The sequence below is a fragment of the Clostridium sulfidigenes genome (assembly GCF_000732635.1).
In the GTDB taxonomy this organism is placed as follows: domain Bacteria; phylum Bacillota; class Clostridia; order Clostridiales; family Clostridiaceae; genus Clostridium_J; species Clostridium_J sulfidigenes.
The window spans coordinates 59,729-74,899 of record NZ_JPMD01000011.1; the positions used below are offsets into that span (position 1 = coordinate 59,729).

General features: G+C 28.5%; 19 protein-coding genes. 3 read left to right on the plus strand and 16 right to left on the minus strand.

Annotated elements, in window-relative coordinates; all coding sequences use genetic code 11:
• Nucleotides 1–247: 247 nt before the first annotated feature.
• Nucleotides 248–1,162, minus strand: a complete 915-nt coding sequence (locus IO99_RS05155) for a MerR family transcriptional regulator (protein ID WP_035131036.1) — start codon at nucleotides 1,160–1,162, stop codon at nucleotides 248–250.
• A 120-nt stretch (nucleotides 1,163–1,282) separates the two neighbouring features.
• Entirely contained in the window at nucleotides 1,283–2,152 is an 870-nt protein-coding gene (locus tag IO99_RS05160; protein ID WP_035131038.1) for an AraC family transcriptional regulator, read from the minus strand.
• Between the two features lie 192 nt (nucleotides 2,153–2,344).
• On the opposite strand from IO99_RS05160, the gene IO99_RS05165 reads away from it, so the two are divergent.
• A complete protein-coding gene (locus tag IO99_RS05165) occupies nucleotides 2,345–2,701 on the plus strand; it encodes a DUF550 domain-containing protein (RefSeq protein WP_035131039.1) in 357 nt (118 codons plus the stop codon).
• A gap of 490 nt (nucleotides 2,702–3,191) precedes the next feature.
• A complete protein-coding gene (locus IO99_RS05170) occupies nucleotides 3,192–3,767 on the plus strand; it encodes a hypothetical protein (protein WP_035131040.1) in 576 nt (191 codons plus the stop codon).
• 452 nt (nucleotides 3,768–4,219) lie between these two features.
• Here the strand turns inward: IO99_RS05170 and IO99_RS05175 are convergent, their stop codons facing one another.
• From IO99_RS05175 to IO99_RS18310, 7 genes are all read right to left on the minus strand, one after another.
• Nucleotides 4,220–4,888: a DUF4352 domain-containing protein gene (locus tag IO99_RS05175; protein WP_035131041.1), complete on the minus strand. Its 669-nt coding sequence runs from the start codon at nucleotides 4,886–4,888 to the stop codon at nucleotides 4,220–4,222.
• A gap of 21 nt (nucleotides 4,889–4,909) precedes the next feature.
• On the minus strand, nucleotides 4,910–5,464 hold the full coding sequence (locus IO99_RS05180; RefSeq protein WP_035131042.1) for a DUF5028 domain-containing protein: 555 nt from the start codon (nucleotides 5,462–5,464) through the stop codon (nucleotides 4,910–4,912).
• A complete protein-coding gene (locus IO99_RS05185; protein WP_035131044.1) occupies nucleotides 5,448–6,122 on the minus strand; it encodes an ATP-binding cassette domain-containing protein in 675 nt (224 codons plus the stop codon). Before IO99_RS05185 ends, IO99_RS05180 begins: the two co-directional genes overlap by 17 nt.
• Nucleotides 6,123–6,153: 31 nt before the next feature.
• Entirely contained in the window at nucleotides 6,154–7,026 is an 873-nt protein-coding gene (locus IO99_RS05190) for a hypothetical protein (protein ID WP_035131046.1), read from the minus strand.
• A complete protein-coding gene (locus IO99_RS05195; RefSeq protein ID WP_035131048.1) occupies nucleotides 7,019–7,783 on the minus strand; it encodes a hypothetical protein in 765 nt (254 codons plus the stop codon). The genes IO99_RS05190 and IO99_RS05195 overlap by 8 nt, the downstream gene beginning before the upstream one ends.
• Complete coding sequence (locus IO99_RS05200) at nucleotides 7,770–8,594, minus strand: hypothetical protein (RefSeq protein WP_035131050.1); 825 nt, start codon at nucleotides 8,592–8,594, stop codon at nucleotides 7,770–7,772. Before IO99_RS05200 ends, IO99_RS05195 begins: the two co-directional genes overlap by 14 nt.
• Before the next feature lie 517 nt (nucleotides 8,595–9,111).
• On the minus strand, nucleotides 9,112–9,840 hold the full coding sequence (locus IO99_RS18310) for a hypothetical protein (protein WP_156964292.1): 729 nt from the start codon (nucleotides 9,838–9,840) through the stop codon (nucleotides 9,112–9,114).
• 97 nt (nucleotides 9,841–9,937) lie between these two features.
• Here IO99_RS18310 and IO99_RS19280 point away from each other — a divergent pair, with 97 nt between their 5' ends.
• Nucleotides 9,938–10,144, plus strand: a complete 207-nt coding sequence (locus tag IO99_RS19280) for a hypothetical protein (RefSeq protein ID WP_035131052.1) — start codon at nucleotides 9,938–9,940, stop codon at nucleotides 10,142–10,144.
• Between the two features lie 33 nt (nucleotides 10,145–10,177).
• Here the strand turns inward: IO99_RS19280 and IO99_RS05215 are convergent, their stop codons facing one another.
• The 7 genes from IO99_RS05215 to IO99_RS05245 form a co-directional block, all read right to left on the minus strand.
• Nucleotides 10,178–10,540 (minus strand): hypothetical protein, encoded by a 363-nt coding sequence (locus IO99_RS05215; protein ID WP_035131055.1) that lies wholly within the window; start codon nucleotides 10,538–10,540, stop codon nucleotides 10,178–10,180.
• Nucleotides 10,541–10,659: 119 nt separating this feature from the next.
• Nucleotides 10,660–11,274: a DUF4489 domain-containing protein gene (locus tag IO99_RS05220; protein ID WP_035131057.1), complete on the minus strand. Its 615-nt coding sequence runs from the start codon at nucleotides 11,272–11,274 to the stop codon at nucleotides 10,660–10,662.
• A 184-nt stretch (nucleotides 11,275–11,458) separates the two neighbouring features.
• Nucleotides 11,459–12,262 carry a CsxC family protein gene (locus IO99_RS05225; RefSeq protein WP_051823938.1) on the minus strand — a complete coding sequence of 268 codons (804 nt, stop codon included), beginning with the start codon at nucleotides 12,260–12,262 and terminating at the stop codon, nucleotides 11,459–11,461.
• 363 nt (nucleotides 12,263–12,625) lie between these two features.
• Nucleotides 12,626–12,820 carry a hypothetical protein gene (locus IO99_RS05230; protein WP_035131059.1) on the minus strand — a complete coding sequence of 65 codons (195 nt, stop codon included), beginning with the start codon at nucleotides 12,818–12,820 and terminating at the stop codon, nucleotides 12,626–12,628.
• A gap of 93 nt (nucleotides 12,821–12,913) precedes the next feature.
• Nucleotides 12,914–13,798 (minus strand): CsxC family protein, encoded by an 885-nt coding sequence (locus IO99_RS05235; RefSeq protein WP_051823939.1) that lies wholly within the window; start codon nucleotides 13,796–13,798, stop codon nucleotides 12,914–12,916.
• A gap of 310 nt (nucleotides 13,799–14,108) precedes the next feature.
• Nucleotides 14,109–14,705, minus strand: a complete 597-nt coding sequence (locus IO99_RS05240; RefSeq protein WP_035131061.1) for a hypothetical protein — start codon at nucleotides 14,703–14,705, stop codon at nucleotides 14,109–14,111.
• Nucleotides 14,702–14,965, minus strand: a complete 264-nt coding sequence (locus tag IO99_RS05245) for a hypothetical protein (RefSeq protein WP_035131063.1) — start codon at nucleotides 14,963–14,965, stop codon at nucleotides 14,702–14,704. Before IO99_RS05245 ends, IO99_RS05240 begins: the two co-directional genes overlap by 4 nt.
• Nucleotides 14,966–15,171 lie beyond the last annotated feature (206 nt).

Sequence of the window (15,171 nt, forward strand, 5' to 3'; positions counted from 1 at the left end):
ATTAACTCTAAAATTAATTATACACTAATAAAAGTAAATTTAAAATAATTTTACCATAGACAACCTTAGTAATTACCTTGATGATTTACACTAGCATCTCTGCATTGACTTATAATCTAAATATTTTATATCCTCAAATTGCTAAAAAACACTGCTTATTCATTTCTGAATATGCAGTGTTTTGAATAGATTAAATTTTAAACTAAGATATCATAGCTAGTTATATAAATGCTAACGATTTTGAAAGTTATTTTTTAGTTATTGGCTCAAGCAGATTTAAATAAAAATCATTTCCTTCACCACTAGGTATGTGTTCCTCAAGACATAAACGGCTTTCATCAACAGCATATGCATCATTATCTTTTAATAATCGCATTAATGTTTGCCATGAATCGTATACTTCATTAGTACTATTTAGTGATGCATATAGACCACCTAACAACCTTTTTTCTTCAAAACATTCTGGAATTACAACCTGTTCTGGTACAGTAATAGAAGCTGCCCATCCATACTCTGTACAACCTGGACTATATGCGGTGGTATTAAAACCAAAAATTCTAGCAGTACCCATTAAATGTTCTGATTCTGCCCAATCCAATACTCTTTTTAGTGCTTCATCCTCTGGAGAAGTGCTTATCACATTACATACTGCTACCCTCATATCAGGTAAACTAACAATTCGTAATGCTCCTGAAGTAATTGCGTTATTTGTCATAATAATATCCTCCCATTGCTCTATCATATTATTTGTAGAAATGATTTGAAGTGCCAATGTTTCTTCCATATTCACAAGGTATTCTGACTCATTGGATGGAAGCTCCATGGAGTTTATAATTGAAAGACATTTACTTAACAAGTTTTTTTGCTTAGTAATTACAATATTTTCTTCACTTAGCTTATTAATTTGATTTCTAATAATCTTTGAAGCAACTTTAGGGTCTGCACTGTCAATGATGACTTTTACAAATTTTAAAGGAATATCCAGTTCCCTAAGCAATGTTACAAGACGTATTCTCTGTAGTGCTTCATTATTGTACATACGCCAGCCTGATTGTGGATCTCGGGTGCTATAGAAAAGCCCCTTGTCTTCCCAGTGACGAAGTGTACGACTGGTTAATCCAAATTGTTCCGATACCTGGTGAATTGGTTCAAAATGGCTCATTTAACCACCTCCTTATTCAATCTATGAGGTCCTCATAAGAAAATAATATCATTTGACGCTACGTCAATTACAAGAGTATTTTAGAAGTTTTTCTAATAAGTTGCAATTATTTAATATTTTCTACTTTTTAATAATAGCAATCCAAACTTCTTGGTGATTTTCTTGCATATAGCATTCAATTACAGGAAGATCCGCTAATTCATATCCTGAATTAGGAAGCCATTCACTATAAAATTGCTTATAAACCTTTTGAGTCGCATCTGGCAGTTCTCCATTAGCTTCAAAAATTGCCCATGTTGCAGCAGGGTAAGTAAACTCTTTCATTCCTTCAAGTACTGGAACATGTTTGCAGTTTGGTACATCAACATGATTTGTTACTGCTATGATGTATTCCATTTCTTCCGACTCTCCCCATTGTCCTCCTTGAGCAATTCCTAAAAAACCTGCAGGTCTATAGTCGGGAAAGTTGTCAAGGAACATTTTCATAGTTCCATCCTTCCATGAGTTTTCCCAAATCTGAGGAATTACTTCAAAGGCCTGGGCTGTTTTTACTTTATGTGATACTCCCATTACTCTAAATTCAGGCCACTGTTCAATTTGATAATTCATATGATTTTCTCCTTTTATTGAAATTTGAAAGGAGAGCTTAGGACAGGATTTCAGCTGTACAGTTTCATTTCTAACACTTGAAGGTAGTACTCCATGAAACTTTTTAAATGCCCTGGTAAATGAATCTTGAGATTCATATCCATACTTTAAAGAAATATCAATTATTCTTTCTGTGCTATTTAATAAATCAAAGGCTGCCATTGTTAATCGTCTGTTTCTTATATATTCCGATAAAGGCTTGTCCGCTATATATGAGAACATTCTTTGAAAATTGTAGACAGAACATCCAGCAATTTTTGAAATAGTTTCATAGGATATTTCACCATGAAGGTTTTCTTCTATATAATTTATAGACTCATTTAAATTTTTTATCCAATCCATTCTTCTCACTCCCAATTTAATAGTATCTTTATAAATATATTTACACTCGATATTTAATGCCCTATTTTGTAGCCTCATTATTATAAATTTATAAATTTATTGTACACCAATAAAAGTAAATACAAAATAGCTTTCGTGATATAATATGTCTAATAAGTAAATAATTATAAGTTAACTATTGGAGGTAGAAAAATGGCAGATTTAAAATTTTCAGAAATTATGGCCATGCAAAAGGAACTACAGGAAAAATATAAAGAAAAATGGACTCCTCTTTGTGCAGAGAATGGTCGTAACAGCTTGTTATGGATGATAGAAGAGATGGGAGAAGTAATAGCGATAATTAAAAAACGTGGAGAAAATGATATTATGAATGATGAAACAGTTAGAGCTGCTTTTGTTGAAGAAATGGTTGATGTTATGATGTTCTACAACGATGCATTGATGTGCTTTGGGATTACACCTGAGGAATTTTCAGAAGCCTTCATAAAAAAGCATTGTAAAAATATGAATAGAGATTTTGATCTTGAACATAAAAAATATCTGCTTTAATATTACCTGAATTATTCATAGTAAAATTAAATAGATTTAAAAGTATCAGATTTTTTCGGCTGATATAAAATCCTTAGAGAAACTATATCTAATATTTCAGCTTTAGATGTAAAAATAATATTTAAAAGATACAAAATACACCGAATTCATTACTCTAAGGAAATATCTTCAATAAATCCTTTAAAAATGAATTCGGTGAATAATTCAGAGTATATATATTTATTATTAACTATTACTTATCTATATCTTAAAATCCTCTTCCAATTCCTCCACAGAATTTATATCAAAGATATCCATGCCAATTTTATCAATGGCATAAATGGATAAATACATTTAGTTCAGAAGAAGAATCTATTAAAATTAAAAATTCCATTGTTCATAGTAACATATCTCGTAAATATCCAACCAATATCCATTCAATATTTTAAAAATATGGAATTTTAATGCAAATATAATGTATAATAAAAATATAAATTACCGGGGGTAAAAGATGAAAAAAGTATTGGTTTTAATTATTGTATTGAGTGCCTTAATTATTAGTGGGTGTACTCAAAGTGAAAATTTTACAATTGAACATAAAGAATTTACAGATGAACAAATGGAAATATTATCATTAACTGGGAATAGAGCATTTAAATATGATTTAAAAAACTTACCTAGAGATAAAAGCTATGAACTAAATGTAGTATATGAAGTTTATAAGAATAAAGAAAAAGTAAGGGAAGAGATTCTATTAGGTACGGCATATGGACCAACAGAGGATAAGATAAAAGATACTAATATATCAATAAATATACAAGAAAATAAAATAAGAATAATGTTTGGTGGGGCATATAGTAATTTAGAAATAGAAGAAAATATATTTAAATCAGCAAATTATTATTTTAATGGAGCTAGAAAATTTAATATAGGAGATGAAGTATATTTATTTCATAGTAATGATGGCGGGAAAGGTTTAACCATGGAAAAACTAGGATACTTATCAAAAGAAGAATTAGATGGATTAATTGAGAAAAATGAAGAGAATGCTTTTATAAAATTAGTATGCGAAGAAATAAAAAAATAAGTTTACAACATTAAATTATTACGAACTAAAGTCCAGTGATTTCGAATCACTGGACTTTTAAATTAAATATATTACATACTTATATTATATTATCAACACTATTTTAAAACAGAGCCAAAAATAAAAGTAGAAAAAAATATACTTATTGCAAACAGTGCAAATAGGGCAAACATATTTAAAATCAAAAATACTGTATCTAAAATAATAGCTAATTTTTTTTCTTTTTCTATCATGCTGCTCTTTTGTATCAAAGGAAATGCCACTAAGCTACCAACTATACAAAATATGTTAATTACTAAAAGAATTATAGCTGCTGGAACTTCAAAAAAAAAAATTTTGTAATAAATTCTATATAAATCACCTCCTGATATAGTTGACTATACAATATTTGATAAATAATGCAACATTGGATTTCTTTTCTTATATTTCTATTCTAAGGCTTAATATTAAAATTAAAAATTTACTTCTACAAGCCTTGTCTTATCTTCGTCTTCTTTTCTTGTTGAGGGATCTTGTCTACTAATTACAAGTCGCCCTCTCTTAGTTTTTAATGATTGATCTGGAATTATAAATACAAGATCATAAGTATATTCTACTGATGGCTCAAAATCGGTTCTAAAATAATCTTTTCTCCCATAACCTTCTAGTTTACTTGAAGATACACATTCACTATAATCACATTCAGTAGTAGTATTATTTTTATATACTACTAATGCCATGCTATTTAAGTAGAGCTCCTTAATTTCTTTTGTATTATTCACAATAGTTAAATTAACTACTACATAAGAATCATCTCCAGTTATGTTGCCACTTTCATCAAATGTATATCTTTTTGAATAATCTGTAGGTGCAGGAAAGTTTCCTTTTTCTTTTGATTCCATTGCTGAATTCACCTTATATGTATAGGATCCAAATGTAACCTCTTCTCCTATTTGATATAACCTTAATTCACTTTCTTCTTTTCTTTCTTCTTCCTCACCGTTATCCCCATCTTCCTCTACTATTTCTTCGTTATTCCAAACATTTTTTCCTGGAATAGGCATACCTTTAACTATAAGTATATAGACACTGCAAATAAACATGGCTGCTATAATGATTTTGTAAATCACTTTTCCCCTCATCTTTTAATCCCCCAGCATACACTAAATCTCAAGTTTAACACACTTTTTTACAGGATATATGTCTAATGTTAAACGAAATTTTACTTCCTCAATTCTTTTCCAACTACTTTTATCATATTGAAAATCAAACATTTCATAGGGTAAATCTAATGTGATTTCTTCATTTGGGGCTAAAGTTAAGCTTGGACTTGCCTCTTCTTCATTAATTGCAATAAACATTTCATAATTTAAACCATTATGCCAATCAATAGATTCTGCTTCAAAAAAATCACATTCTATGCTTTGCTCTTTACTACTTGTATTCTTGAAGTTAACTGTTGCTACAATAGCTTTTCTTTCATCATTCTCAAAAACAGTAGATTCTTCTAGATTCATATTTTTTATTTCATTATCAGATATAAACTTAGCTTTTTCTACCTTTACTGTAATTCCTCTATATTCAAAGGTATCCCCTAGGTTATACGCTTCTACAGGTGCCTGAGGATACTTATTGTTTATGTAATTATATCTTAGTCCAATTACTATAACTAAAATAAAAATAATAGCCAGTGATATTACTTTACTTTTCTTCTTCATAACTATCACCTTCCTTTTGGCGTTTATTATATGGTTTTAACCTTCCATTTTCCATAAAGAAAATTTCATCAGATAAAAATTCTAGTTCCTCACTATCATGACATGAAATAATTATTAATGCTCCTGCATCACGATATTTTTGTAATGTTTTTCTTAAAGATATTACACTACTTTCATCAAGGGCATTAGTTGGTTCATCTAGAATAATTATCTCAGGCTCTTCCATTATTGCAGCTGCTATTCCTAGCTTTTGTTTCATACCTAATGAATACTTTTTAAACTTCTTTTTTTCCTTTGGATCAAGTCCAACCATAGTTAATACTTCATTAATTTTATTATCATCTATCTTACCTTGTATTTCTGATAATATTTTAAGATTTTTAAATCCGGAATAATTAGAAATAAAACCTGGACTTTCAATTAAGGCTCCCAAGCTGTTTGGAAAAGAAATATCCTTTCCAAGAACTTGTCCATCAATTATAACTTCACCTTCTGTAGGTAAAATAAGACCGCAAATAGCTCTCATTAACATAGTTTTCCCTGAACCATTTTTCCCTTTTAATCCATATATTTTTCCACGGGTCATTTTTATATTTATATTATCAAGAATTAAATTTCCTGAAATTATTTTTGTTAAGTTTCTTACTTCTATCTCCATATTCATGCTCCTTATTTTTTCATTTAAATGATTACTTTTCTAAAATATCATACCTTTTAATTTTATTTGCTCCTATAAATATGGTTGCTATTGATAATACTACACATACAACTATTCCATATACTATACTTATTCCACTGTCTCCAATGTTTAAATTACTACGTAATATCATTAAATAATTGCCTATAAAAAATGAATTACAATAAAAAGGTGTTAGAGTTAAAACAGTAATGATAAACATGTTACTTATAATTGAATTAGTAAAGAGTGAAATTAATAATTGTATTAATGAAAAAGTAATGGATGTAATAACTGGAAGTATTATTCCGACTATGAGTATTCCTTTAAAATTAAACTTTGAAGTGTCTAGATTTGATAATATCAGATTTAGCTCCTTTGAGGGTTCCAGTGATAATCCTCCATGGAAAAGTGAAAAAACTGTTATTACAATGATAGAAATCGCATAATAGATTAGAACATTATATGTGACCCATAAACACTTAGAAAGCCACCATGAAACTCTGCTTTTAGTTCTAATTAATACCTGAATTCCTGATTCACTTAAATCCTTCAATGGAAAATATCCAATGATAATACTTAAATATATATTTACTAAAAACCATTGAGGCAGCTTATCTTGTAATTCAACTGCATTTCCATCAAAAACATTCATTCCTCTAAACATAAATAATATAAAATCTGAAAAAGAGATTTCTTTACTAATCTTATTAAATTGTATAATTTTTTCAGCTCTTATTTGAAATACAAAACATAAAAATACAAATATACATAGGGCTATAGCATATCTTTTCCAGCCCTCTATAGTACCTTTATAAAAATCATGTTTAATCTGTAAAAAGAAACTTCCTTTTTTCTTTTCATCCCCAAATTTTATATTATTCATAATAAAATTCCTTTCTTTTTCCCAGAATAACTCCTAATATTATTGCTATTAATATAAGAACTATGCCATATGAAAACCCAATAATTAATTTATAGATGCTATTAATTGCTGTGTAATCAATATTTATCACTTTACATACAATTGGCACTGAAATTTCTAAAAATCCCAAGGTCACAACAAACAACCAGCTTATAATCTTCTTATTTGTTATCCAATATATTAATAATGAAATAGTTAATATTAGAACAATTCTGATAAAGGAACATAATAAAAACATTGTAATTACATAGTTTAAACTTATAGAGCTACATACAGTTTTATTTATTTTAAAGTAAATACTATTCACATTATTCCAGTTTATAAAGTGTGTAGTCATTAATCCCCCAAAGAAATAAGTGCAAAGGGAAATCCATATTGAAGAAAATATAGACAGTAAACTTATCTTATATACCTGCTTTATCCATAATAAAGTCCTACTTTTTTGTTTTATAATACTATTTATCCTTAGGTCATCTTTAATAATGTTAAAAAGCATAAAATTTGCTAATATCATAATTTCAATTCCAAAAAACCAATATGCTGATACGTATATAAATGCATCTGCCACACTTTGAATATTATGAGTAAATACTCCACTTCTAATATGAAATAAAATTATCATAGCTAAAATCATCATATATCCCATGATTATTAAATAGTTACATTTTATATTTCTTAAAAACTCTTTTGTCCAATTTTTTAAATTAGTATATATCATCTTTCACTCCCTTGAAGAAAAACATACCAAATGTAATGATTGATAATCCAATAATTTCTCCTAAAACTACATATCCATTACAAATTTCAAATCCTGGCTGCAAAAAATAGAAGGGAATATATTTAGCTAAATTAAAAGAACCTAGCACTGTGTACACAAATATATATACTATAAATGGTGTAATTAACGCCATGAACCTATATTCAATGAAGAAACTCACTGATAATCCAATAGTAGCTATCAATCCACTAAAAATAAAATCTATTATTAAAAATCCAATTAAATATATATAAGGATGTGTAAAAAATAATTTACTCCATAAATGTGTTGGTCCTATTGCAAAACTTTGAGTTACTTCTGGTACAAATGAGGGTAAAAACATAGCTGCAATAATCAAATTAACAAGTAGTGGTATAGTTATAGCTAGTCCACCCGAAATGAAGGTAGCTATATACTTTGCTAAAAAATAATCCTTCTTTTTAGTTCTAATAAGAACATTTTTTATATATCCACTTTTTCTGTCAGTAAAAAAGGTATCTGCAAATGGTATTGCAGCTAACAATGGCAATAAGGCAAAAAATATATAGCTCTGTGGAAGTATATTAATATTACCAATCCACGCCTGAAATACGGTGGTTGGGGATGCCATTGGATAATTATCCACCACAACCCTTTCATTAAAATTGGCTATTGGAATAACATATGTAAAAATTTGTGACACTGTAATTAATAGTCCTAAAAAAAGTACAAGAGCCATAGTTTTACTTTTAATTGCTCTACTCAATTCAATCTTTATAAGTTTATTTTTCAAAATCTCACCTTCAATTCTAATAAATTAGGCATCTGAAAATCAATAATAAGTGAAAACTGGGAAGTATATCTTGAGTTAGACAAGGAAACATGTTCCCCAGATGGTAGCACTATCTAAGGGTTGCAGTATAACACAAAATAGACAAGGATTCTCACTTATTTATCTTTTAAAGATGCCTTAATGGACAGTTTATAACCTTCAATTCATGAGTATTTGGTGTATTATTTACTATTTTATCATATATTTCATTAAATAACAATTTTTATACATATATAGCGTTAACTTCTGTTAATTTATATAGATTTGTTTGCTTGCTTACAGATATTAAATATTAAAATGGATACCTTGAAAGTATATCAAAATAAAACTTTAATTAAATAAAAGATGCTTAAAAAGCCTAAATTATAGCTTGAGTTTCTTATTTTAATTTATTTAGACTTTTATAAGTAAATATAAATTAAAATTCCATGTAGAATATTTATAACTTTATAAAACTCCTCTGCTACCTCTACAGACTTTATCTGCACCCTTGCTTTGCGTGCCCAGGGATAGTACCAGAAAAAGGCTGAAGTGAATTGGAAGACTCTTTCTGGTTGCTAATGAATATTTTTTTATCTTGAATTAAATTAAGTTTTAAAGTTAATATAATCTTTTTTCGTATATTCTCAAAAATTTGTGATTTTTCTAGGGTATTTTCTAAAAGGCTTATATTTTCTTTTCTGCTTGTTTCCATAATCTCTATGCTATCTAGTTCACAGCAAACTTTTTCATTGAAAAACCCAAAGTATTCATAGTTTTTTTCACTTATACCTATGCTATTTATTGTTGGATTAATAATCCCTAATTCTATGCTAGAGGAACATCTAGGAGCTAAGATGGGAGTAGTAAAAGGAACCTTTATAGAGCATTGAAAAGGAATATTAAAGGTAGATTTTTTTATATTTCCACTAATTATATTTTCTCTAATAGTGCTTGCAGTAGCATATTCTACATCTTCCTTTATAAATCCTCTTATAAACAATTTGTTTGTATCAAGTATCAACTCACACTTATTTAAAAAAACATTTTTTTCTAGGGACTTTACTTGGAAAACGGGTTCTGGAAACTTTATAATGGTCTCTATAAAAACCTGAGTCTCAAATTCTGATAATATAATAGGTATTTTAGTCACTCCTAGGTTAAAATCAGAATAATTTTCTAAATTCTCGCTTTGATTACATTGAAGCACATTGGATTTACAAGACATAACCTTTGAATTTAGGATGATTTCATTATCTATTTCATTTAATCCATTTATAATATCTTCTTCTATGAATTTTTTTTCCCTATTATGGAGATCATCTTTGTCGTCTATAGGATTTATATCTTCTATTTCTTCTATTTCTTCTATTTCTTCTATTTCTTCTACTTCTTTTACTTCTTCTACTTCTTCTATTTCTTCTACTTCTTCTATTTCTTCTACTTCTTCTACTTCTTCTATTTCTTCTACTTCTTCTACTTCTTCTATTTCTTCTACTTCTTCTACTTCTTCTATTTCTTCTACATTATGATATTCTTCTTTATTTATATATATATCTGAAGTTTTATATTCTTCCCTTTCTTCTATTTCCTTCTATTGCTTCTACTTCTTCTACTTCTTCTACTTCTTCTACTTCTTCTACTTCTTCTATTTCTTCTACTTCTTCTATTTCTTCTACATTGTGAGCTTCTTCTTTATTTTCATATGTATGTGAAGTTTCATATTTCTTATCTAGATTTGCATCATCTAATGGAACCTCTATGGAATTGTTATATATATTCATATTATTTTCTTTAATTTTATCAATTAATACTTTGAGCAATATTACAATTATAATTAATCTCTGCTCTTGCGTTATATCTTGTATTGTGTATTCATTATAATAATAATTACCATGTCTACAACTCTGTCTGTGTTTTTTTGACATATAATACACTCCTTCATATTAATACTTATAAACTTTAATAGGAAACCTCTCAAAAGAGGTTCCCTTATATTTAGGCCTTAGCTAGAATGCAGAATTCTAGCTAAATGGAATTTTTTTATTTAGCAAGCTGACTTAGCAATAGCTGAAAGTGTTGTGTTGCATATATCTAGAGTATTACTAGATTCTGAATTTGAAGCTGCTATTACTCTAACAGCGTAAGTGCAGCATCCTGGACAACTATGACATTCACAGTAACTAAAACTATAGGAAGTAGTAACTTGTTCTCCGTTGCCATCAAAATCAATTGCAAAATCCCAAGTTCCACAAAGTGACTCTTCTCCGCTATCACACTTCTTAAATAATCCAAAAGTTAATCTTGCTGGACCATTGTCTGAAGTATTTACAAATTTTACGATACTAGTGAAATCAAATTTTACTACTGGACTTTCCAAGCAGGTTGTATCAATAGTAAGGCATCCTAAAGCTCTAGGTGTAAACGGTGTTGTTGCGTCTGTACCTCCTGGTATCATAGCCCCTGTACCTTGACCACATTCAAATAGTATTGGATAAGGACATGGGTTCTTAGGGCAGCATCTATCATATTTATGCTCATCACAGCATTTTCCATTATAATATTCGCATTTTTTATTTTGGTGTTTTTCACATTTCTTTTCGTCACGGCAGTAGCCTTTTTCATAATCACGTCTCTCATCATAGTCATAATAAATATTCATTCTTTGTAGTCCCCCTCTATTATCTTAGTGTATCTATTTTTTAATCTTTAGAAGATTTAATTCCTTTGTCATAAACCCTACAATAGCTAGTCCAATTTTAGCTTTAATATCTTTTCAGTTTTTTAAGGAGTTAACTCTTCTACTATACTATATGATGATTTTATAATACGGTTACAAAAACCAATTAATATTTTTCTGGCATGCAGTTGTCACATTTACACTTGTTGCAATCATCACATTTGTCGCAATCATCGTACTTGTCACAGTCATCATACTTATTTGAAATATATACTTGTCTGTTTTGTAAAACCTTAATTCCTATATAAACTACCATTTTTTCTGTGAATCTAAGGAAGCAACATTCATCTGTAAAGCCTTCAGCACACATTCTATTTCGATTATAAATGTCTGATTCTAAAATTTTTTCCCATTGTAATTCACAGTAAACAGGTTCATGGTACTTATTATAGTGTATCCATGAGTCTTCATGAGTATCCGGACAACACATATTATTATCTATAGCAGTTAATCTTGTTTTAAAGTTTTTACCAAATTCGGGTGATTTATCAAAGTTAATAGCTGTACAACATTTGAATGGAACATTTAATGTTGTATGCTGCACATTTCCACTTATGCTATCCTCATTGACACATTCTACAGTGGAATATTGTATATTTTTTTGAACAAATCCTTCAATAAATAGTTTATTTGTATGCGGCACTAGATGACATTGAGTTAAACATACTTTTTTATCTATGGTTTTTATATCAAATGCTTTCTCCTCTAACCTAATATCACATTCAACATCTATTTGTATTGCGCATTCTGATAGCACTACTGGAATTTTAGCTACTAAGGAATCTTTACATCCCTTAGGTTCATTACAATCGCTATCACACTGACATAAAGTAACTGGGTCAATTACCCCAGAATTACAAACCGGCTGGTAGTTACATTCTGAACTACTAATTATATTATCTCTATTCATGACTCCATCTCCCTCTATACTCTTTGGTATATAAAACTTTAAGAATTATTAAATTAATATTAAAGTTCCATATCTACTACTACATTATTCTAGTTGAGAAATTTTGTTACCATCTAATTTAAATTATTTTTAAGGTTCTGTTGAAATTTACAGTGATAGAATATACAAGCTATGAGAATATTGGGACGTCCTTTAAAGTTCGTTTCAATAAGGCTTATTGCCCCTAAAAATAAAAGCATAGCCTCACATTTAGACTCTATGTATTTAAAGAGAAACCTATTGAGGGTGAACCCCTATGGATTTCCATATGTTTTCATTTGCTATAGGAAGATAGTGTTTTGTAACTAAGCAGTGAGTCTGTTACTATAACACTATCTTTTTATTACAATTATTTACAATATAGCTACCACTGCAGTCAGGCCAACATAGCTCTTCATCCTCTTTATTCATGAAAACATGATTTATTGTTTTGCTTATGTTTAAAATTAGTTTTACTTTTTCATTTTCTTTTAAATCTCTAGGTAACACTAACACTTGGTGATAATTTGGCAGGCTCATTTTAAAACCTTCATACCAATGCTCATAATTCTTTCAAAGTTCTATCACTTTAATCAGCTACAGCACCATTTCAAAACTAAATTACCCTTATTTTCAATCATAAATGGAAACTTTTCTACCAATCATTCCTTTTTCAGGATCAAATCCTACTTCTATTTCTGTGTACTTTTTATCTTCATCCTTATAAGAATTACAATTTGAATCTGAATCATACTTTTCTACTATTACCACATCTCCATTTGGTTCTGGAATACATACTTGTTGCTTTTGCAATACCTTTAATCTAATATATACAACCATCTTCTCAACAATCTCACCAGTAACCTTGTCATGAGAGGAACCATTTGGATAATCACAGGCAGGATTTAAAAAATCTGTTTCTAATATTCTTGCATGTTCTAATTCACAATATATTGGTTCATATAGTTTGCTATAGTGAATCCATGAATCTTCTTCTTGATCTTTGCTAAACATACTTTTATCGAAAGCATTTAATCTTTCTTTATACTGTTTTCCATAGAATGGTTCTTTTGAAAACTTAATTTTTGTTACACATTTAAAAGGAACATTAACTGTAGTGTGTTGTATATTGCCACTTGAACTTGTTTCATTGGAACAATTAATAGTAGAAAATTGTATATTTTTTTGAATATATCCAGATATGAAAAGTTTATTTGTATAGGGTATGAGTTTACATTGGGTAAGACAAACGTGTTTATCTACAGTTTTAATATCTAAAATTCTCTCTGCTAATTTTATTTGTGACTCTAAATTAATCTGTACTTCTACATCAGATAAAACTACTGGAATTTTAGCTACTAATGGACCTGTACGTCCCATGGGAATGTAATTTTGGTTGCTACATTCATTTAAAGTGGAAGAATCTACCACTTTAGATTCACATCTTTCAGCACTCTGAGTAATGCCGCTACTGTTGCTTATTACATCCCTTGAATTCATAGGATTTTCATTTAACATATACTTTGCCTCCTTATCCTTATCCTAAGGAAAAATTATATAATACAGTAATATAATATTCTTGAAGATAGGAAGTGCAACTACTGTTTAATGTAAATTTTATAATTTAACTGGCTTAGGTAGTTAATCACTTAGTAACCATATACTTTCAGTTTTTAGTGTCTGTTTAATCTCATCAGTAGGATTTAATGCTACTGTCTCAGCAGGTTCCCAGTTTTTAATTCCCTTATTAAATCTAAGAAGACTTTTACAAATAATATAATATAAACACTAAGGAACTCCATAGAATAACTTCTATGGAGTTCCTTAACTATTTTAAATTTAAATACAGATTGTTATCTAATATTTCATAGTCACATTTATCTGGAAAATTTTCCTTAATCTTTTCAAGTTTATACCTATTTCTTTTAACAATAAATCCACTTATTACCGCAGTATTATCATCTTTCCATGAAATGTTCATTCTTATAACGCGATCATCATTAAACTCGCCCTCTATTTTAGGTGCCTTAATTGTTTTTTTAAAGAAAGAGCCTACTTTTTTATAAAATCTTACATTAGCACTTGGGTACCATGAAGTTTGAATATTTACTATTAATATATTTTCATTATTTGGTGAGGTATATTCTTCTGAAGTACGAAATCTATCATCTAAACCATTACCAATATATAATGTAAATACATAAATGAACAAAAATATAATTGTTATCACCATGTAAGAAAATTTTTTCATCATAAATACTAAAACTATTGCTAAAATAGAATAGATAGCAATGTATGTATAAATGATTTTGTCATCATTCAATAATGTAATTCCAAATTGTAAATCAAGAAACAATTTTATTCCTGGTATCAAAATTAATAAAGCAATTATAAAATATTTTATTATTTTAAGCCTTTCTTTCATGAAATATCCTCCCCGAATAAGACAAAAAATATATAGCTCTGTGGAAGTATATTAATATTACCAATCCATGCCTGAAATACGGTGGTTGGGGATGCCATTGGATAATTATCCACCACAACCCTTTCATTAAAAATTGCTGTTGGGATAGCATATGTAAAAATTTCTGACACTGTAATTAATAATCCTAAAAAAAGTACAAGAACCATAGTTTTACTTTTAATTGATCTACTCAATTCAATCTTTATAAGATTATTTTTCAAAATCTCACCTTCAATTCTAATAAATCGCTTTAGTATATTTTTTACTATATTATTATATATTTCATTAAATAATAAATTTCATATCCATTTAACGTTAACTTCTGTAAATTTATACATATTTATTTGTTTACTTACAGAGATCAAATATTAAAAAGGTTACTTTGAAAGTATATCAAAATAACCTTTTAATTGAATAAAATATGTTT

Bases quoted from the DNA above. Each gene is read 5' to 3' on its own strand.
- IO99_RS05155 (WP_035131036.1), bottom strand. From the start codon at position 1,162: ATGAGCCATTTTGAACCAATTCACCAGGTATCGGAACAATTTGGATTA.
- IO99_RS05160 (WP_035131038.1), bottom strand. From the start codon at position 2,152: ATGGATTGGATAAAAAATTTAAATGAGTCTATAAATTATATAGAAGAA.
- IO99_RS05165 (WP_035131039.1), top strand. From the start codon at position 2,345: ATGGCAGATTTAAAATTTTCAGAAATTATGGCCATGCAAAAGGAACTA.
- IO99_RS05170 (WP_035131040.1), top strand. From the start codon at position 3,192: ATGAAAAAAGTATTGGTTTTAATTATTGTATTGAGTGCCTTAATTATT.
- IO99_RS05175 (WP_035131041.1), bottom strand. From the start codon at position 4,888: ATGAGGGGAAAAGTGATTTACAAAATCATTATAGCAGCCATGTTTATT.
- IO99_RS05180 (WP_035131042.1), bottom strand. From the start codon at position 5,464: ATGAAGAAGAAAAGTAAAGTAATATCACTGGCTATTATTTTTATTTTA.
- IO99_RS05185 (WP_035131044.1), bottom strand. From the start codon at position 6,122: ATGGAGATAGAAGTAAGAAACTTAACAAAAATAATTTCAGGAAATTTA.
- IO99_RS05190 (WP_035131046.1), bottom strand. From the start codon at position 7,026: ATGAATAATATAAAATTTGGGGATGAAAAGAAAAAAGGAAGTTTCTTT.
- IO99_RS05195 (WP_035131048.1), bottom strand. From the start codon at position 7,783: ATGATATATACTAATTTAAAAAATTGGACAAAAGAGTTTTTAAGAAAT.
- IO99_RS18310 (WP_156964292.1), bottom strand. From the start codon at position 9,840: ATGTCTTGTAAATCCAATGTGCTTCAATGTAATCAAAGCGAGAATTTA.
- IO99_RS05215 (WP_035131055.1), bottom strand. From the start codon at position 10,540: ATGTCAAAAAAACACAGACAGAGTTGTAGACATGGTAATTATTATTAT.
- IO99_RS05220 (WP_035131057.1), bottom strand. From the start codon at position 11,274: ATGAATATTTATTATGACTATGATGAGAGACGTGATTATGAAAAAGGC.
- IO99_RS05225 (WP_051823938.1), bottom strand. From the start codon at position 12,262: ATGAATAGAGATAATATAATTAGTAGTTCAGAATGTAACTACCAGCCG.
- IO99_RS05230 (WP_035131059.1), bottom strand. From the start codon at position 12,820: ATGAGCCTGCCAAATTATCACCAAGTGTTAGTGTTACCTAGAGATTTA.
- IO99_RS05235 (WP_051823939.1), bottom strand. From the start codon at position 13,798: ATGTTAAATGAAAATCCTATGAATTCAAGGGATGTAATAAGCAACAGT.
- IO99_RS05240 (WP_035131061.1), bottom strand. From the start codon at position 14,705: ATGAAAGAAAGGCTTAAAATAATAAAATATTTTATAATTGCTTTATTA.